This is a genomic window from Bradyrhizobium sp. CB1717, from assembly GCF_029714325.1.
In the GTDB taxonomy this organism is placed as follows: Bacteria; Pseudomonadota; Alphaproteobacteria; order Rhizobiales; family Xanthobacteraceae; genus Bradyrhizobium.
The window spans coordinates 2,736,421-2,751,056 of sequence record NZ_CP121666.1 but is presented as its reverse complement, the minus strand read 5'-3'; the positions used below and the strand labels follow the sequence as shown (position 1 = coordinate 2,751,056).

Sequence of the window (14,636 nt, the reverse complement as noted above, 5' to 3'; positions counted from 1 at the left end):
CTCCGATCCTAGCGCCCCATCTGCGAGGGCAGCCAGAGGATGATAGACGGAAACGCCACCAGAATCGCAATCGCGATCAGGTGCGCGATGAAATGCGGGAAGGTGCCGTGGAAGACCTCGGCCACCGGCCGTTTGGCATAGCGGGCGACGATGAAGCAGTTGAGCCCGACCGGCGGCGTGATCATGCCGACCTCGGCGGTGACGATCTTGATCACGCCGAACCAGATCGGATCGAAGCCGAGCGTCTTGATCAGCGGCAGCACGATCGGCACGGTCAGCACCAGGATCGCGATCTGGTCCATGAACGAGCCGAGCACGATATAGCCGCACAGGATCAGCGTGATGATCACCCAGCGCGAGGCCGGAAGCGAGCCGATCCAGGCGACGAGGTCCTGCGTCACATGGGTGAGCGTGAAGAAATAGCCGAAGATCGAGGCACCGACGAGGATCATGATGATCATACAGGTGCCGTGGCAGGCGCGCAGCAGCGTCTTGTAGAGCGATGACGGCGTGATCTTGCCCTTGACGATCGCGAGCAGGAAGGCGCCGAACGCGCCGAAGGCCGAGGCTTCCGTCGGCGTGGCGACGCCGAGATAGATCGTGCCTGTGACGATCGAGAACAGCACCACCATCGGCGAGACCTGCCACAGCAGCGCGAATTTCTCGCGCCATGGCACCGATTTCGCGGCCGGCGCGCGCGACGGATCCTGCCAGACCAGGAAGTAGATCGTGGCCATGATGGTGATAGTGACGAGGATCGCGGGGATGATGCCGCTGATCAGCAGCTTGCCGATGTTGACCTCGGCGAGCAGGCCGAAGATGACGAGTGCCACGCTGGTCGGCAGCAGCATCGACAACGTGCCTGATATCGCGACGACACCCGCGGCCATCTTCGGCTCGTAGCCCTGGCGGATCATCGCGGGCAGGCTGGTCGAGGACAGCGTCGCGGCCGAGGCCGTCGAGGTGCCGCAGATCGCACCAAAACCGGCGCCGGCGAGCGCGGTCGCCATGCCGAGACCGCCGGGAATGCGCCCGACCCAGGCCGACGCGGTCTTGAACAGATCGTCCGCGACACCCGACAGCAGCACGAGGTCCGCCATCAGCAGGAACATCGGGATGGTGATCAGCTCGTAGGAGGAGACGGTCGAGAGCGGCGCGGTCTGCAATATGCCGAACAGCGTGGACCATCCGCCGACCATGACGAGGCCGACCGAGCCGGAGAAGGCCATGGCAAAGCCGACGGGCGTGCCGAGCGCGAGCAGGCCGAACAGCAGGGCGAGAACGATGAAGGGTGTCATGGATATCGCCCGTTACTCGAAGCTGCGTGCTTCACCGACGCCGGTGACCGGCGGCAGCGGATAAAGATCGCGACCGCTGACGAGGCTCAGCACATTGCCGACGAGCTGAAGCGCCAGCCGCAGCACCAGCACACCGCAACCGAACGGCACCAGCGCCGCCGAGATCCAGGTCGGCCAGGCGATCGCGCCGGCCAGCACGTCGTGCTGCTCGTAATTCTCCAGCGCGCGCTCGAAGCCGACCTTGCAGATCAGGATGAAGACAAACAGACCGGCCAGTGCGGTGATGATCTCGGACAGCCGCCGCCCCGCCGGCGAGAACTTTGACAAGAGAATATCGACGCCGACATGCGCATGCTCGCGCAGGCCATCCGACAGCGTGAAGAAGAACACCCCGGCCAGGAGATAGAGCCCGATCAGATCATAGGTGAAGGCGAACGGACTGTTCAGCACATAGCGCATGAACACGTCGGTCACCACCAGCAGCATGATCACGAACAGGAACACCACCGCGATCACCGTCAGCGCGCGCTCCAGCGCGCCGAGCACATCTCCCGCCCGCTTGATCACCTCTGGCGCCTCCTTCTTCTTTGTCGGATGACTTGACGCTTTACTTGCCGCCGGCGGCGAGCAAATCCTCGAACTCCTTCAACGCGGCGGAGGCCTGCTTGCCACGGCTGTCGAGCCCACTGGCCCAGTCCTTGCCGACGCCCCGCAGCTTGTCCTTCATCTCGGTTCGGGTTGCCTCCGGCAACGGATCGAAGCTGACGCCCTGGTCCTGAAGGTGCTTCTTGGTGGTCTCCGTTTCCTTGTCGACCTGCGCGCAAGCGGTCGCCTCGATCGCCTCGGACGCCTCGTTCATCGCCTTCTTCACGTCGTCGGGTAGCTTGTCCCAGACCGACTGGTTGATGGAATAGGCGACGATGAAGCTGCCGAAGCTGACGCCTTCGGTGGCGTGTTTGACCAGCTTGTCCAGGCCATAGGCCACGACGCTCTCCATCGGAAACAGCAGACCGTCCATGGTGCCGCGCGACAGCGATTCATAGGCATCGGGTGCCGCCATGCGCACCGGCACCGCGCCGAGCGCACGCAATGTCAGATCCTGCGCGCCGCCCGTGGTGCGCAGCTTCAGGCCCTGCATGTCCTTGGTCGTGTCGACCTTGGCTTTCGCGGTCCACACCTGATAGGGCGGCAGCACCACCTCGAACAGCAGCTTGATCTTGTTGGGTGCATATTCCTGCTTGGCCAGGACGCCTTCACGCGCGGCCTTCCAATAGGCCATCGTCCCCTGGCAGCTCGTCTCAAAGGCCCCCGGCAGCTGCGCGACTTCCGAGAGCGGCATCTTGTCGGAGACATAGGACGGCCCGATGTAGCCGATGTCGACCACACCCGACTGGGTCAGCCGCAGCATGTCGGCCGCCTTGCCGATCTGCTGGTTCGGATAATAGGTGAAGGTCACCGCGCCGTTGGTGCGCTTGGTGACGTCGTCCATCCAGGGCTTGAGCAGCAGGCGGACGAGATAGTGACCGGCGGGGAAGCTGTCGGCGACCTTCAGCTCCAGTGCCCGCGCCGGCATTGTCGAGACAGGCAGCGAAAGAGCGAGCGCGGCTGCAGCCCATGCCAGATTCTTCTTCATTTCATTCTCCCTGACGCGTCCCCACGGGAAGGCGGCAGCCAATCGCTGCGACACCGTCCCGGTCCTCACTCCAATTTCTTGCTTGAGGAAAATGTACATATATGTGAATTTATATGTCAAGTATATGAACTATGCATGGAGCCATGCGCCGGAAGCTAGTTTCATTGAATTGACACCCAGCTTCTATGAACTCTAACTCCACGCATATGAATTCCTCTCACGAGGCCCCATGGGACCGCTCGCCGGCTTCACCATTCTCGACCTGACCTCGGTGCTGATGGGCCCCTATGGCACCCAGGTGCTGGCGGACATGGGCGCCGACGTCATCAAGGTCGAGAGCCCCGAAGGCGACATCGTTCGCCAGATCGGTCCCGGCCGCACGCCCGGCATGGGCGGGATGTTCCACAATGCCAATCGCGGCAAGCGCAGCATCGTGCTCGACCTCAAGAAGACGGATGGCCGCGACACGCTGCTGCGCCTCGCCAGGCGCGCCAACGCGCTGGTCTATAATGTGCGCCCGCAGGCGATGGCGCGGCTCGGCCTCGACTACGAAACGCTTGCCGCGATCAATCCCGCCCTCGTCTATGTCGGCGCCTTCGGCTACGGCCAGTCGGGCCCTTACGCTGCCAAGCCCGCATACGACGATCTGATCCAGGGCGCGGCGACCATTCCGACGCTGTTAGCTGCCGCCGGCGACGGCACGCCGCGCTATGTCCCCGTCACGATCGCCGATCGCATCGTCGGCTTGATGATGGTGAATGCGATCATGGGCGGGCTGATGCACCAGCAGCGCACCGGCGAGGGTCAGCGCATCGACGTGCCGATGTTCGAATCCATGGCGGAGTTCGTGCTGGTCGATCATCTGGGCGGTCTGACCTACGATCCGCCGCTCGATCATGGCGGCTACGCCCGCCTGCTCTCGCGTTACCGCCGCCCCTACAAGACCAGCGACGGCTATCTCTGCGTCCTCATCTACAACGACAAGCACTGGCGCAGCTTCTTCGAGGCGATCGGGCAACCGCATTTCCTCGATCAACCGCGGTTTGCCAACCACGCCGCGCGCACCAGGCACATCGACGAGATCTACGAAGAGATCGGCCATATCTTCGCGACACGCACCACCGCCGAGTGGCGAGAGCTTCTGGAGCGCGCCGATATTCCAGTGATGCCGATGCACACGCTGGAGACGATTTTGGACGACCCGCACCTCAAGGCCACCGGTTTCTTCAGGACCGTGGATCACCCGATCGAAGGCCGCATCCGCCAGATGCGCGTGCCCTCGACCTGGAGCGTGACCCAGCCGGAGGCCGCCGGCCCCGCACCCACGCTCGGCCAGCACGGCCGCGACATTCTGCGCGAGGCCGGTTTCTCGACTGAGGAGATCGAACGGCTCGCAGAGCAGAAAGCAGTTCATCTGGCCGCGCCGCCTTAAATCGCAGCGTGGGCCACAATCGCAGGACACAGGGAGGAACCGCGATGGCCGGACTTTATTTCGAGGACTTTTCCGTGGGCCAGGAGTTCAGGCATCCGCTGACCCGAACCGTCACGGAAATGGACAACACCATGTTCAGCCTGCTGACGCTCAACCCGCAGCCGCTGCACATCGACGCGCATTTCTCCGAAAAGACCGAGTTCGGTCAGCGCATTTTCAACAGCCTTTACACCCTCGGCATCATGATCGGCATGACGGTCTATGATACGACCTTGGGGACAACCGTCGCCAATCTCGGCATGACCGACGTGACCTTTCCGAAACCGGTCTTCCATGGCGACACCTTGCGGGCGACGACGAAGGTGCTTTCGTTGAGGGAATCCAAATCGCGCCCGAGAGCGGGCATCGTCGAGTTCGAGCACCACGCCTTGAACCAGAACGACGAGATCGTCGGCAAATGCCGCCGCATGGCGATGATGCACAAGAGGCCGGTCTGATGCGTTCGATGCTGTTCGTGCCGGGCGATTCCCCGCGCAAATTCGAGAAGGCGAGCGAAGGCAAGGCCGACGCGCTGATCATCGACCTCGAGGATTCCGTCGTCACCGAGAAGAAGGCGGAAGCGCGCGAGTTGACGCTGGCGATGCTGAAGAGCCGTCCCGGCCCGCACCAGCTCTATGTCCGCGTCAACGCGCTCGATACCGGCATGACGCTGACCGATCTCGCCGCGGTGATGCCGGGCAAGCCCGACGGCATCGTGCTGCCGAAATCGCAAGGCGGCGACGACGTGCGGCAGGTCGCGACCTGGCTCGAAGCTCTGGAAGCGGCAGCCGGCATCACGATCGGTACCACCCGCATCGTCTGTGTTGCCACTGAAACCGCGAGCTCGATCTTCGGACTCGGCAGCTACAAGGGCTGCTCGCCTCGCCTCGCCGGCCTGATGTGGGGCGCGGAGGATCTCTCCGCGTCACTCGGCGCCACCGAGAAAGCGAGCGGCGGCGTGTTCCACAGCCCCTATCGCCTCGCGCGCGATCTCTGCCTGATGGCCGCAGCCGCGGCCGAGGTCGCGCCGATCGATACCGTCTATACCGACATCGACAATCTCGCGGGCCTCGAGCAGGAGACGCGCGCGGCGCGGCGCGACGGTTTTTCGGCGAAGGCGCTGATCCATCCCAAGCATGTGGATATCGTCAATGCGGCGTTCGCGCCGACAGACGCCGAGCGCGCCTGGGCGGAGAAGGTCATCGCCGCGTTCGCGAGCAATCCGAATTCCGGCACGCTGCGGCTTGACGGCCAGATGATCGACAAGCCGCATCTTCGCGCCGCGAAGAAGATCCTCGGCCAGCCCTAGATCGGGACGCAAGCCTCACCATGATCGTTCGCCAAGCTGCAAATGTCCTGGAGATCATGGAATTCTTCGCGCAAGTGAAGAAGCCAGCGACGCTTGCCGAGATCGCCGATCATTTCGGCTGGCCGCGCTCGTCGACCTTCAACCTGCTCGCGACGCTGTCGGAGAAGGGCTATCTCTATGAGCCGCGGCCGCGCGCCGGATTCTATCCGACGCCGCGGTGGCTGGCGATGGCACGGATGATCTCGGAGGTCGAGCCGCTGCCGCCCTGGACGCATCAGCTGATCTCCGATCTCTCGGCGGAAACCGGCGAGACCGCATCCATCGTGGCGCCGGCGGGCGTGATGGCGGTGTTCATCGACGTCGTCGAATCCAAGGCTGCGATCCGCTATTTCGCGACCATCGGCCATCGCGTGCCGATCCACGCCACAGCGAGCGGCCGTGCACTGCTGCTGCAATATTCGCAGGAAGAGCGCGACTCCGTCTATCGCAAGATCGAGTTCAAGCAGTACGGCCCGTCGACGCCGATCAGCATCGAGGCGGTGGAAACCGAGCTGCGCAACTCCATCTCGCGGGGCTATTGCCAGAGTTTCGCGGATTACAGCCGCGATCTTGCGGGTGCCGCGATCCCGCTGCCGATCGGCGACCGCAGACTGTCGGTCGTCGTGGCGGGGCCGGAATTTCGCATCGGCCCGAAGGTGCCTGACGTGGCCGCGCTGATCGCGCGGACGGTCGACCGGCTGCGGCCGAAGACCTCTGCGGCCTGAGGCCGAGGCCTCATTCGAATCCCTGAACGGGCGGCTGCGTGGTCTCCGCCGGCATGGCAGGTGCGGCCTCAACAGGCTGCGCCGCGGGCGCGACCTGAGGCGGCGGATTGCTGGCGGCTCTGATCTGTCCGTTGGCGTTCATCGCCTGACGCGTGCGCGGCGGAGCGCCGGCTGCGCGATTGGCCTCGCGACGCGGCGGCTGGCGATGTCGTGCCGAGCGCGAATCTCTCGCGCCCCAGGATCGCGCGATTGCAGGTCCGGCGGTATAACCAACCACCGCGCCGGCGACGGCACCGATCGGCCCCAGCACCACGGCGCCTGACACGGCTCCGATTGCTGCAGCACCAGCACGCTCCTGTGCGGCAGCGCCCGCAGGCACGCCAGCTAACAGAACGACGGCAGTGATCAGAGCTTTCTTCATCGGAGTGCCTCCCTCGAGGGGAAGATCACTCTTACTCAAATATGGCCGCAGGACGTTTGTCCGTTGCCCAACACGGGGCAATCGCCGATGGAACTCCGGCAATTCGAGGGCATAGCCCCAGCGAAGGCGATCAGCGCAACTACGGCGCGACCTTGGCGCTGGTAAACCCGTTGCCGTCGAGTGCAAGGCGCCCCTCCCCGCATCCGCCTTCGCTAAAGCTTCGGCGGAAAAGCGCGGGGAGAGGCGAAGGTCAGACAATCTTGATCGACATGTCGGGCAAGCCCTCCAGCTTGCACAGCAGCACGTCGCCCTTCACCACCGGCCCGACATTCTCCGGCGTGCCGGAATATATGATGTCGCCGGCCTTGAGCTCGAACGCTTCCGACAGCTTCGCAATCTGCTCGGCAACGCTCCAGATCATCTTGCTGAGATCCGAGCTCTGCTTCACCGTCCCGTTGATCGCGAGCGAAATGGCGCCCTTCTCGAAATGGCCGGTCTTGCTGGCCGGGTGGATCGGACCGATCACCGCGGCGTGGTCGAAGCTTTTGCCAATCTCCCACGGCTTCTTCTCTGCGGCCATGCCGTTCTGGAGATCGCGCCGGGTCATGTCGAGGCCGAGCGCGTAGCCATAGACATGGTCGAGCGCCTTATCGACCGGGATGTTGGAGCCCCCGGATTTCAGCGCAGCGACCAGTTCGACCTCGTGATGATAATTCTTGGTCAGCGAGGGATAGGGATGGTCGGCGACCTCGCCGATCGCGACGTTCTGGATCGCGTCCGTAGGCTTCTGGAAGAAGAACGGCGGCTCGCGGGTCGGGTCCGAACCGCGCTCGATCGCGTGCGCAGCGTAGTTGCGCCCGATGCAGTAGATGCGGCGGACCTGAAACACCTGGGTCTCGCCGACGATGGGGATCGCGACCATTGGCACCGGGAAGATCGGCTTGGGGGCGGCCTGCGCGGCGGCCGGCGCGCCATCGGCGATGGAAGCTGCGGTCACGGCGGCGGCGGTCGCAAGCAGGTCCCGGCGCGTGGTCTTTTTCATCTTTTGTGCTCCCTTTGGGTTTCGTTGGGCGGCGTTCATGCGCGCCGATCCGGCTGATAGTCGATATTCAGTATGCCAGCAACGCTGGACGGACGTGCCATCGTCTTATTGATGAGACAGGCCGCCTCGGCGGCCTTGCGCCCAAGGCGGCCCACGCAAATCTGCTAGCATGGAACTTGCATAAATTCTGGGCGACATGGATGCCACATGAACCTCATCAGCCTCGACATCCGCATGCTCCGCTCGCTGATCTCGGTGGTCGAGACCGGCAGCATCACCGAGACCGCGCGACGGCTTGGCCGCACCCAGCCGGCCATCACGCTGCAATTGCAGCGGCTGGAGGAGCTGACCGGCAAGCAATTGTTCGAGCATGGCGGCCGCAGGCTGACGCTGACCGACGACGGCACCACGGTCCTGACCTACGCAAAATCCATCCTGAGGTTGCATGACGAGCTGATCTCGCAACTGGCGTCACAGGAGATCGAGGGCCAGGTCGTGCTTGGCACGCCCGACCTCTATGCGGCGTTCATGCTGCCGCAGATCCTCAGTGTGTTTCGAAAGTCATTTCCGCGGGTGCAGGTCGAGCTCAACTGCGCGCTGTCGACGCCACTGGTCGGCCTCGTCAAACGCGGAGACGTCGACATCGCGCTCGTCACCCGCATGAACGATTTCACCGGCGGCCAGGTGGTTCGGCGCGAGCAACTGGTGTGGATGACCGGCGAGCAATCCGCCGCGCACCAGGAGCGCCCGATCCCGCTGGCGCTCTTGCCGCCCGGCAACATCTATCGCGACTACGCCATCGACACGCTGGAGCGCGCGAATTTGCGCTGGCGTATCGCCTGCGTCAGCGAAAGCGTCGGCGGCCTTCAGGCCGCAGCGTTCGCCGGCATGGCGGTCACCGTGCTCGGTCGCAGCGCGCTGGTGCCGGCGATGCGTGAAATCGGCCCGAACGAAGGCCTACCGCCGCTGCCGAAGATCGAGCTGCTGCTTTACAAGTCAAGCGGCGCGACCTCGAAGGCGGCAACCGCGCTGCACGACTACCTCGCGCACTATCTCCGTCTCGACGAAGAGCTCAGCGGCCGCGGTGCGCCGATTGAGCTTTCCTGAAGTGTATCGCAGAGGTAGTCAAAAATACCCCGAAGCCCAACAGCGTCCGCCGATCACGCGGCAGGTCGGACATTGCTCGTTGATCTCCGTTTTTGATCCGCTTCATAAGTACGCCCTAGTCCAGCACCGGCCCGGTATGCTTTGATGCGTGGCGCAGGAACCGAGACGCAAGGGTGGCCTGATGTTCATACTCATTCGAAAGTACACCAAGGTTCGTTCGGTCGCGGATGCTGCCCGCCGCGCCAAAAGCGGCGTCGGTCAGATCCTGAGGGAGTCGCCCGGCTTCAAGTCATATTATGTATTGGACGGGGGCGAAGGCGTTGGTGTCGCCGTGACGATATTTGAGGACCGCGAAAGCGCCAATGCGGCGAACGCCAAGGTAATGGGGTTCATCCAGGCAAGCTTGCATGACCTTGATCTTGGGGATCCCGAAATCATCGCCGGTGAAGTTTTGGTGAATATAGAGTCGGCTGCGTAGACGCTCGCATGGCTCCTTGTGAGCTATCTGCGCAAGCACCGCCATTTCACCCGCGGCACACGGACCGAGCTGTCGTAGCTCCTGCGACGGCAGATATTCGACGACGCGTCGCAATCCTCTTGACACGGAATTCCAGCTGCATATTTTTGTACTGAGAAAGCTGTTTCTCACCCTCAAAAATCAAAGGACCTAACGCGACCGTCTGGAGAGACGACGATGTTCGATGAGAATTTGGCCCGCATTCGCGCACACCGTAACAACATCCACCGCTACCGGCGTCTTCTGAAGACCAAGCTGTCGGAGCTCGAACGTCAGTTCATCGAAAGACGTCTCGCAGAAGAGCGCAGCGCGCTTGAGAGCCTGACCGCGGCGACCTTCCCGGTTTCCTTCGGCGGCGCGAATACGCCGGCCGAGATGAGGGCGGCGCAATGAACGGCTACCGGGAGCTGCTCATTCGAGGCAGCGAGAAGGTGATCGGTCACTACGAACTGCTCCTTGCAAGCGCCAAGACCGAGCGCGAGCGCGAACTCTACCGCCAGCGCATCGAGCGCGAGCGGCGACTGATCCGCGACTTGCAGGGCGAGTTGGACGACCGAGCGGCGTGAGCCGGAAAGTCACGCGGCCCTAACCTTCGCAGGGGACTGAACCACCGATATTTCGGCAGCCCCTGCGTGCGGTTTAGCGGACGAGGCGATTGGGGCCCGCAAGCGCACTGCTCGACTCGCTCGCGGGCGCGATTCTTACGCTGACACTGAGCGGCGCACCGTTGCGCAGGACCGAGAGCCTCACATCCTCGCCGACTCGCGCAAGACCAATCGTGTTGCGGAGCTGGGCGGCGGTGCGGATCGGGCGGTCGTCGGCGCCGGTGACGACATCCCCCCTGCGCAAGCCCGACCTTTCCGCCGGCGAATCCGCGGCGACATCGGCGATGACGGCGCCCTGATTCAATCCCTTGTTGACCGTCGGATGCGGGTCCCTCAGCGAGATGCCGATACGGCCGCGCTCGACGCGGCCGTTGGCGATGATCTGCTCCATCACCTTGCGCGCCATGTTGACCGGAATGGCGAAGCCGATGCCGACATTGCCGCCGGCGGGCGAGATGATGGCCGAGTTGATGCCGACGAGTTCGCCGCGCAGACTGACCAGCGCTCCGCCGGAATTGCCGGGATTGATCGCGGCATCGGTCTGGATGAAATCCTCATAACCCTGCTTGCCGATGCCGGTGCGGCCGAGCGCACTGACGAGGCCCGATGTCACGGTCTGGCCGAGGCCGAAGGGATTGCCGATCGCAAGCACGAAATCGCCGACTTCGAGCGCGTCGCTGTCGCCGAAGGGGAGCGCCTTGAGGCCGGCCGGGTTCTGGATCTGGAGCACGGCAACATCAGTCGGCGGATCACGCCCGACCACCTTGGCGGAAAACTGCCGGCCGTCCTTGGTCGTAATCTGCACGGCGGCGATGCCTTCGACCACGTGATTGTTGGTCAGCACGTAGCCGCGCTGGGCATCGACAATCACGCCGGAGCCGGTCGCGTTGACTTCCTTCTCGACCTGCCGGGGGACGTCGAAGAATTCGCGGAAGAGCGGATCACGATAGAGCGGATTGTCCTCGCGTACGCGGCCGTGCACGGAGATGTTGACCACGGCCGGCGTCACCTGCCGCACCAGCGGCGCCACGGTCGGCACCGAGTCGCCGGTCTTCAGATCGGGAATCTGGCCTGCGGCAGGCTGTGATGCCGAGAGGGTCAGCACCAGCAGCGCCGGCAAGAGCAGACGCACAGCATTCATGTTCGTTACCTGCCGCTATGTCTTGGATGGGAAATCGGACAAGTCGTGGCTTCACTCTTCGTCGCGTGTCGCGACCGTCCAACCCTGCAGGGCCAGGAACGGAACGGTGCAGGCCGCCGCGGCCTGACCGAGCAGCACGAGTCCCAAGACGGTCTGCGTCAACATCATGCGCCTCGCCCCTCTGCGGCGGCCCAAGGCCGCCGCTGCCGCATCGGGACGCCGCCACCGCGCGGCGGGTCGTCATTGTCATTGTCGCCGTCGAGCTTGCGCAGAGCGGCCAGGATATCGGCGAGCCGAACCGTGTGGCTCATGCCGGGGATTTCGCGCAAGGCTGGACAGGACTCGACTGCGTACATGTCGGACGCCCAGGACGACAGAATGATCCGCTTCTCCGGTGGAGAGAGTTCTGTCGCATTCAGGACGTCGGCAGGCGAGTCATAGTGGGCCGCGGGGTGAAACAGCGGATTGAGAGTGCCGGCATTGCTATTCACATTGGTCATGGTGGTACCTCCCCTCATGCTCCTTTCCAAGGGACGTTGTCGACGATGGGACGGCGGCGGCAATCGCCGCCGCCGCGCTCGGCGCTAATGCGTGTTGATCGCGATGCGCTTGACGCCTTCGCGCGCCTTCTCGGATTTCGGCAGCGACACGGTCAGGACGCCGTTGGTGAACGACGCCTCCGCCTTGTCTTCTTCAACGCCCTCCAGCGGGATCTGCCGCTCGAAGGCGCCGTAGTAGCGCTCGGTGAAGTACCTGCCTTCGCCGTTGCGCTCCGCCTTCTTCTCGCCGCGGACGGTCAGGACGCCATTGGCGACCTCGACCTGGACGTCCTTCTCCGTCAGGCCGGGAAGCTCCGCCGAAACGGTCAGCGTCTTGTCGGTCTCGCTGAGCTCGACCTTCGGCCAGCCGAAACGGCCTTCCATCAGCGGCGACAGACTGGTCCCGCCGAAACCGCGGAAGACGTCTTCGAACAGACGGTTCATCTCGCGGTGAAGCGTCAGGAACGGATCGAAATTCTCGCGCGCGGGCGCGAGATCCTGGTTTCTCGACCAGGGAATGAGATCACGAAAACCCATGATTGCCTCCTTCATGCATCGGGAGCGCGGCCCGCGCATTCGCGAGCCGCGTTCCGCCATTGGATCGATCGAGCGCTCAGGCCGCTTTCTTCTGCTCGATCTGCGATGCCGCAGGAGCGCCGTTCGTGATCGCGATCCGGCGCGGCTTCATGGCTTCCGGGACCTCGCGGACCAGGTCGATGATCAGCAGCCCGTCCTGGAACGAGGCCTGCTTCACCTGGACATAGTCGGCGAGATTGAACACGCGCCGGAACGGACGCGCGGCGATGCCTTGGTACAGATATTCGTGCGCAGCAGTCTCGGGCTTCCGGCCCTCGATGGTGAGCGCGTTCTGCTCGGCCGTCACCGAGATGTCGCTGGCGCCAAAGCCCGCCACCGCAAGGCTGATGCGGTAGTGGTCCTCGCCGGAACGCTCGATATTGTAGGGGGGATAGTTGTCCTCGGTCGCCTGGCGCAACGTGCTGTCGACGAGGTCAGCCAGATGATCGAAGCCGATGGTGGAGCGCCACAGGGGCGCGAAGTCGAAACTGGTCCTCATAACCAAGTCCTCCTGAGAGCAAGATGGATACGAAGGAGCGCAGGACAGGGATCAGACAGGTCCGACGACCAGTCCGGCGCCCGCGCCGGACCCGATCTGGCGTCCGGCACACCGCTCTCGCGGCGAAAAATGACCTAGAAAAACCGATATCGATTTCAAGGGGGCTGCTCTAAAAATTTTCGAGCCGCGGGGACGAGGCCGTCCGGTTCCGGCCCCCTACGCTTTTGCCCTCACTCCCCATTGCTCGTTCAATGCCATTGACGGCCAGAACTTCCCCCAAAGCTGCGCCGCTTCGAACGCTGCGGCGATGCGGAAAATCGTGGGCTCGTCGAGCCAGGCCGCGACGATCTGCAAACCGATCGGCATGCCGTCGCGGTCGAAGCCGCAGGGCAGCGTCGCCGCCGGAAGCCCGGCGAGATTGATCGGCCAGGTGAAGGGCGACCAGCCGAGATGCGGATCGACCTCGCGGCCGTCGATCGAGCCGACACCGATCTGCCCGGCCTCGAACGCGGTCACAGCGACCGTCGGGGTCACCAGCGCATCGACGCGCTCGAACAATTTGAGGAACGCATTGCGCGCCTGACCGCGCCGGTAGCCGGCCTCGATATAGTCCGTGCCGCTGTAGTGACGGCCGGCGTGGACGACGTCGCGATAGTCGGCTTCAGAGCTTGCGAGATCAGCCGTGGTCTTGGTCGCGACTGCCGCCGCCTGTTCGGTGAAGGCAATCGGCTTCAGGGTATGCTCGAGAATACCGGGATCGAGGCCCGGCCCGTCCATCGTCACCTGCGCGCCGCAGGAGTCGAGAATGGCCAGCGCCTTGTTGAACGCTGCTCTCACATCGGGACTGACGGCGGCGTAGCCGAGATCGACGCTGCCGCCGATGCGGATTCCATTCAATGGCGCGGGGTTGGTATCGAAGCGGCGGGATGGTACCGGCAGGCTTGCGGCGTCGCGCATATCATAGCAAGCAATGATCTCCAGCGTGAGCGCGGCGTCCGCCACCGTGCGCGTGATCGGGCCGGTATGGGCGAGCGAGGCCCAGGACGGCGGCGAGAAACCGGGCGAGCGCGGGACGAGGCCGAAGGTCGGCTTCAGGCCGAACACGCCGCAGAAGGACGAGGGCACGCGGATCGAGCCGACGCCATCGGTGCCGATCGCGATCGGACCGCAACCGGCGGCAACGCCGGCTGCCGCGCCGCCACTCGAGCCGCCGCTGGTACGGCTGGGATTCCACGGATTCCGCGTCGTGCCCGTGAGCGGGCTGTCCGCCGTCAACTTGTAGCCGGACTCGCAGGTGGTTGTCTTGCAGGTGATGATCGCGCCGGCTGTCTTCAGGGCCGAGACCACGGCGGCATCGACGTCGGGCACGAACGCCTTGTTCATGGGCGAGCCGGCATAAGCGGGCACGCCCGCGACGAAGACGAGATCCTTGATCGTGACGGGCACACCGGCGAGCGGTCCCGTGACCTCGCCCGCGCGCATCTCCCTGGTGAGACGGTCGGCCTCCGCCCTCGCCTGCTCGTACATCGGCGTCACCACCGCATTGCAGGCCTCGTTCGTCGCCTGAAGCGCGGCGATGGTGTCGTCGACGACATCGCGCGGAGTGAACGCCTTGCGCCGGTAGCCGGCCATGATCTCGGTTGCAGAGAGCGCGCCAAGGCCAGTCGGCGCCGGCGGGAAGGCCGCTCGGCCGGAACCATCAGTCATCATCAAC

Annotated in this window: 18 protein-coding genes; 8 read left to right on the top strand and 10 right to left on the bottom strand. The window is 64.1% G+C overall.

Annotation, left to right across the window (positions count from 1 at the left end; genetic code table 11):
- Positions 1-8: 8 nt before the first annotated feature.
- From QA649_RS13040 to dctP, 3 genes are read right to left on the bottom strand one after another with little or no spacing between them, the layout of a single operon-like run.
- Positions 9-1,298: a TRAP transporter large permease gene (locus tag QA649_RS13040; protein ID WP_283024533.1), complete on the bottom strand. Its 1,290-nt coding sequence runs from the start codon at positions 1,296-1,298 to the stop codon at positions 9-11.
- Positions 1,299-1,310: 12 nt separating this feature from the next.
- Positions 1,311-1,865: a TRAP transporter small permease gene (locus QA649_RS13035; RefSeq protein ID WP_283024532.1), complete on the bottom strand. Its 555-nt coding sequence runs from the start codon at positions 1,863-1,865 to the stop codon at positions 1,311-1,313.
- Positions 1,866-1,905: 40 nt separating this feature from the next.
- The gene (gene dctP / locus QA649_RS13030; protein ID WP_283024531.1) at positions 1,906-2,931 is read right to left on the bottom strand and encodes a TRAP transporter substrate-binding protein DctP; all 1,026 of its coding nucleotides are present in this window, start codon (positions 2,929-2,931) and stop codon (positions 1,906-1,908) included.
- A gap of 229 nt (positions 2,932-3,160) precedes the next feature.
- Between dctP and QA649_RS13025 the strand changes: the two genes are divergently transcribed.
- The 4 genes from QA649_RS13025 to QA649_RS13010 are packed head-to-tail and all read left to right on the top strand — an operon-like array spanning position 3,161 to position 6,475.
- A complete protein-coding gene (locus QA649_RS13025) occupies positions 3,161-4,363 on the top strand; it encodes a CoA transferase (RefSeq protein ID WP_283024530.1) in 1,203 nt (400 codons plus the stop codon).
- A 44-nt stretch (positions 4,364-4,407) separates the two neighbouring features.
- Positions 4,408-4,860 (top strand): MaoC family dehydratase, encoded by a 453-nt coding sequence (locus QA649_RS13020; RefSeq protein ID WP_018641153.1) that lies wholly within the window; start codon positions 4,408-4,410, stop codon positions 4,858-4,860.
- A complete protein-coding gene (locus tag QA649_RS13015; RefSeq protein ID WP_283024529.1) occupies positions 4,860-5,711 on the top strand; it encodes a CoA ester lyase in 852 nt (283 codons plus the stop codon). The genes QA649_RS13020 and QA649_RS13015 overlap by 1 nt, the downstream gene beginning before the upstream one ends.
- Positions 5,712-5,731: 20 nt before the next feature.
- Positions 5,732-6,475: a helix-turn-helix domain-containing protein gene (locus tag QA649_RS13010; RefSeq protein ID WP_232954105.1), complete on the top strand. Its 744-nt coding sequence runs from the start codon at positions 5,732-5,734 to the stop codon at positions 6,473-6,475.
- Positions 6,476-6,485: 10 nt separating this feature from the next.
- Here QA649_RS13010 and QA649_RS13005 read toward each other — a convergent pair whose 3' ends face one another.
- Both QA649_RS13005 and QA649_RS13000 read right to left on the bottom strand, forming a co-directional pair.
- A complete protein-coding gene (locus QA649_RS13005; RefSeq protein ID WP_283024528.1) occupies positions 6,486-6,896 on the bottom strand; it encodes a hypothetical protein in 411 nt (136 codons plus the stop codon).
- Positions 6,897-7,146: 250 nt separating this feature from the next.
- Entirely contained in the window at positions 7,147-7,938 is a 792-nt protein-coding gene (locus tag QA649_RS13000) for a fumarylacetoacetate hydrolase family protein (protein WP_283024527.1), read from the bottom strand.
- Between the two features lie 207 nt (positions 7,939-8,145).
- On the opposite strand from QA649_RS13000, the gene QA649_RS12995 reads away from it, so the two are divergent.
- From QA649_RS12995 to QA649_RS12980, 4 genes are all read left to right on the top strand, one after another.
- Positions 8,146-9,045: a LysR substrate-binding domain-containing protein gene (locus tag QA649_RS12995; RefSeq protein ID WP_018641158.1), complete on the top strand. Its 900-nt coding sequence runs from the start codon at positions 8,146-8,148 to the stop codon at positions 9,043-9,045.
- Positions 9,046-9,226: 181 nt separating this feature from the next.
- Positions 9,227-9,523: a hypothetical protein gene (locus QA649_RS12990; protein WP_026311719.1), complete on the top strand. Its 297-nt coding sequence runs from the start codon at positions 9,227-9,229 to the stop codon at positions 9,521-9,523.
- Positions 9,524-9,739: 216 nt separating this feature from the next.
- Positions 9,740-9,955: a hypothetical protein gene (locus QA649_RS12985; protein WP_283024526.1), complete on the top strand. Its 216-nt coding sequence runs from the start codon at positions 9,740-9,742 to the stop codon at positions 9,953-9,955.
- Positions 9,952-10,128, top strand: a complete 177-nt coding sequence (locus tag QA649_RS12980) for a hypothetical protein (RefSeq protein ID WP_283024525.1) — start codon at positions 9,952-9,954, stop codon at positions 10,126-10,128. The genes QA649_RS12985 and QA649_RS12980 overlap by 4 nt, the downstream gene beginning before the upstream one ends.
- A gap of 73 nt (positions 10,129-10,201) precedes the next feature.
- Here the strand turns inward: QA649_RS12980 and QA649_RS12975 are convergent, their stop codons facing one another.
- The 5 genes from QA649_RS12975 to QA649_RS12955 all read right to left on the bottom strand — a co-directional run bounded on the left by QA649_RS12975 (position 10,202) and on the right by QA649_RS12955 (position 14,629).
- Positions 10,202-11,308 carry a trypsin-like peptidase domain-containing protein gene (locus tag QA649_RS12975; protein ID WP_283024524.1) on the bottom strand — a complete coding sequence of 369 codons (1,107 nt, stop codon included), beginning with the start codon at positions 11,306-11,308 and terminating at the stop codon, positions 10,202-10,204.
- A gap of 164 nt (positions 11,309-11,472) precedes the next feature.
- Positions 11,473-11,808: a hypothetical protein gene (locus QA649_RS12970; protein WP_283024523.1), complete on the bottom strand. Its 336-nt coding sequence runs from the start codon at positions 11,806-11,808 to the stop codon at positions 11,473-11,475.
- 84 nt (positions 11,809-11,892) lie between these two features.
- On the bottom strand, positions 11,893-12,384 hold the full coding sequence (locus QA649_RS12965) for an Hsp20/alpha crystallin family protein (protein ID WP_283024522.1): 492 nt from the start codon (positions 12,382-12,384) through the stop codon (positions 11,893-11,895).
- Between the two features lie 76 nt (positions 12,385-12,460).
- Positions 12,461-12,922, bottom strand: a complete 462-nt coding sequence (locus tag QA649_RS12960; RefSeq protein ID WP_018641164.1) for an Hsp20 family protein — start codon at positions 12,920-12,922, stop codon at positions 12,461-12,463.
- A gap of 216 nt (positions 12,923-13,138) precedes the next feature.
- Entirely contained in the window at positions 13,139-14,629 is a 1,491-nt protein-coding gene (locus QA649_RS12955; RefSeq protein WP_283024521.1) for an amidase, read from the bottom strand.
- Positions 14,630-14,636: the final 7 nt, after the last annotated feature.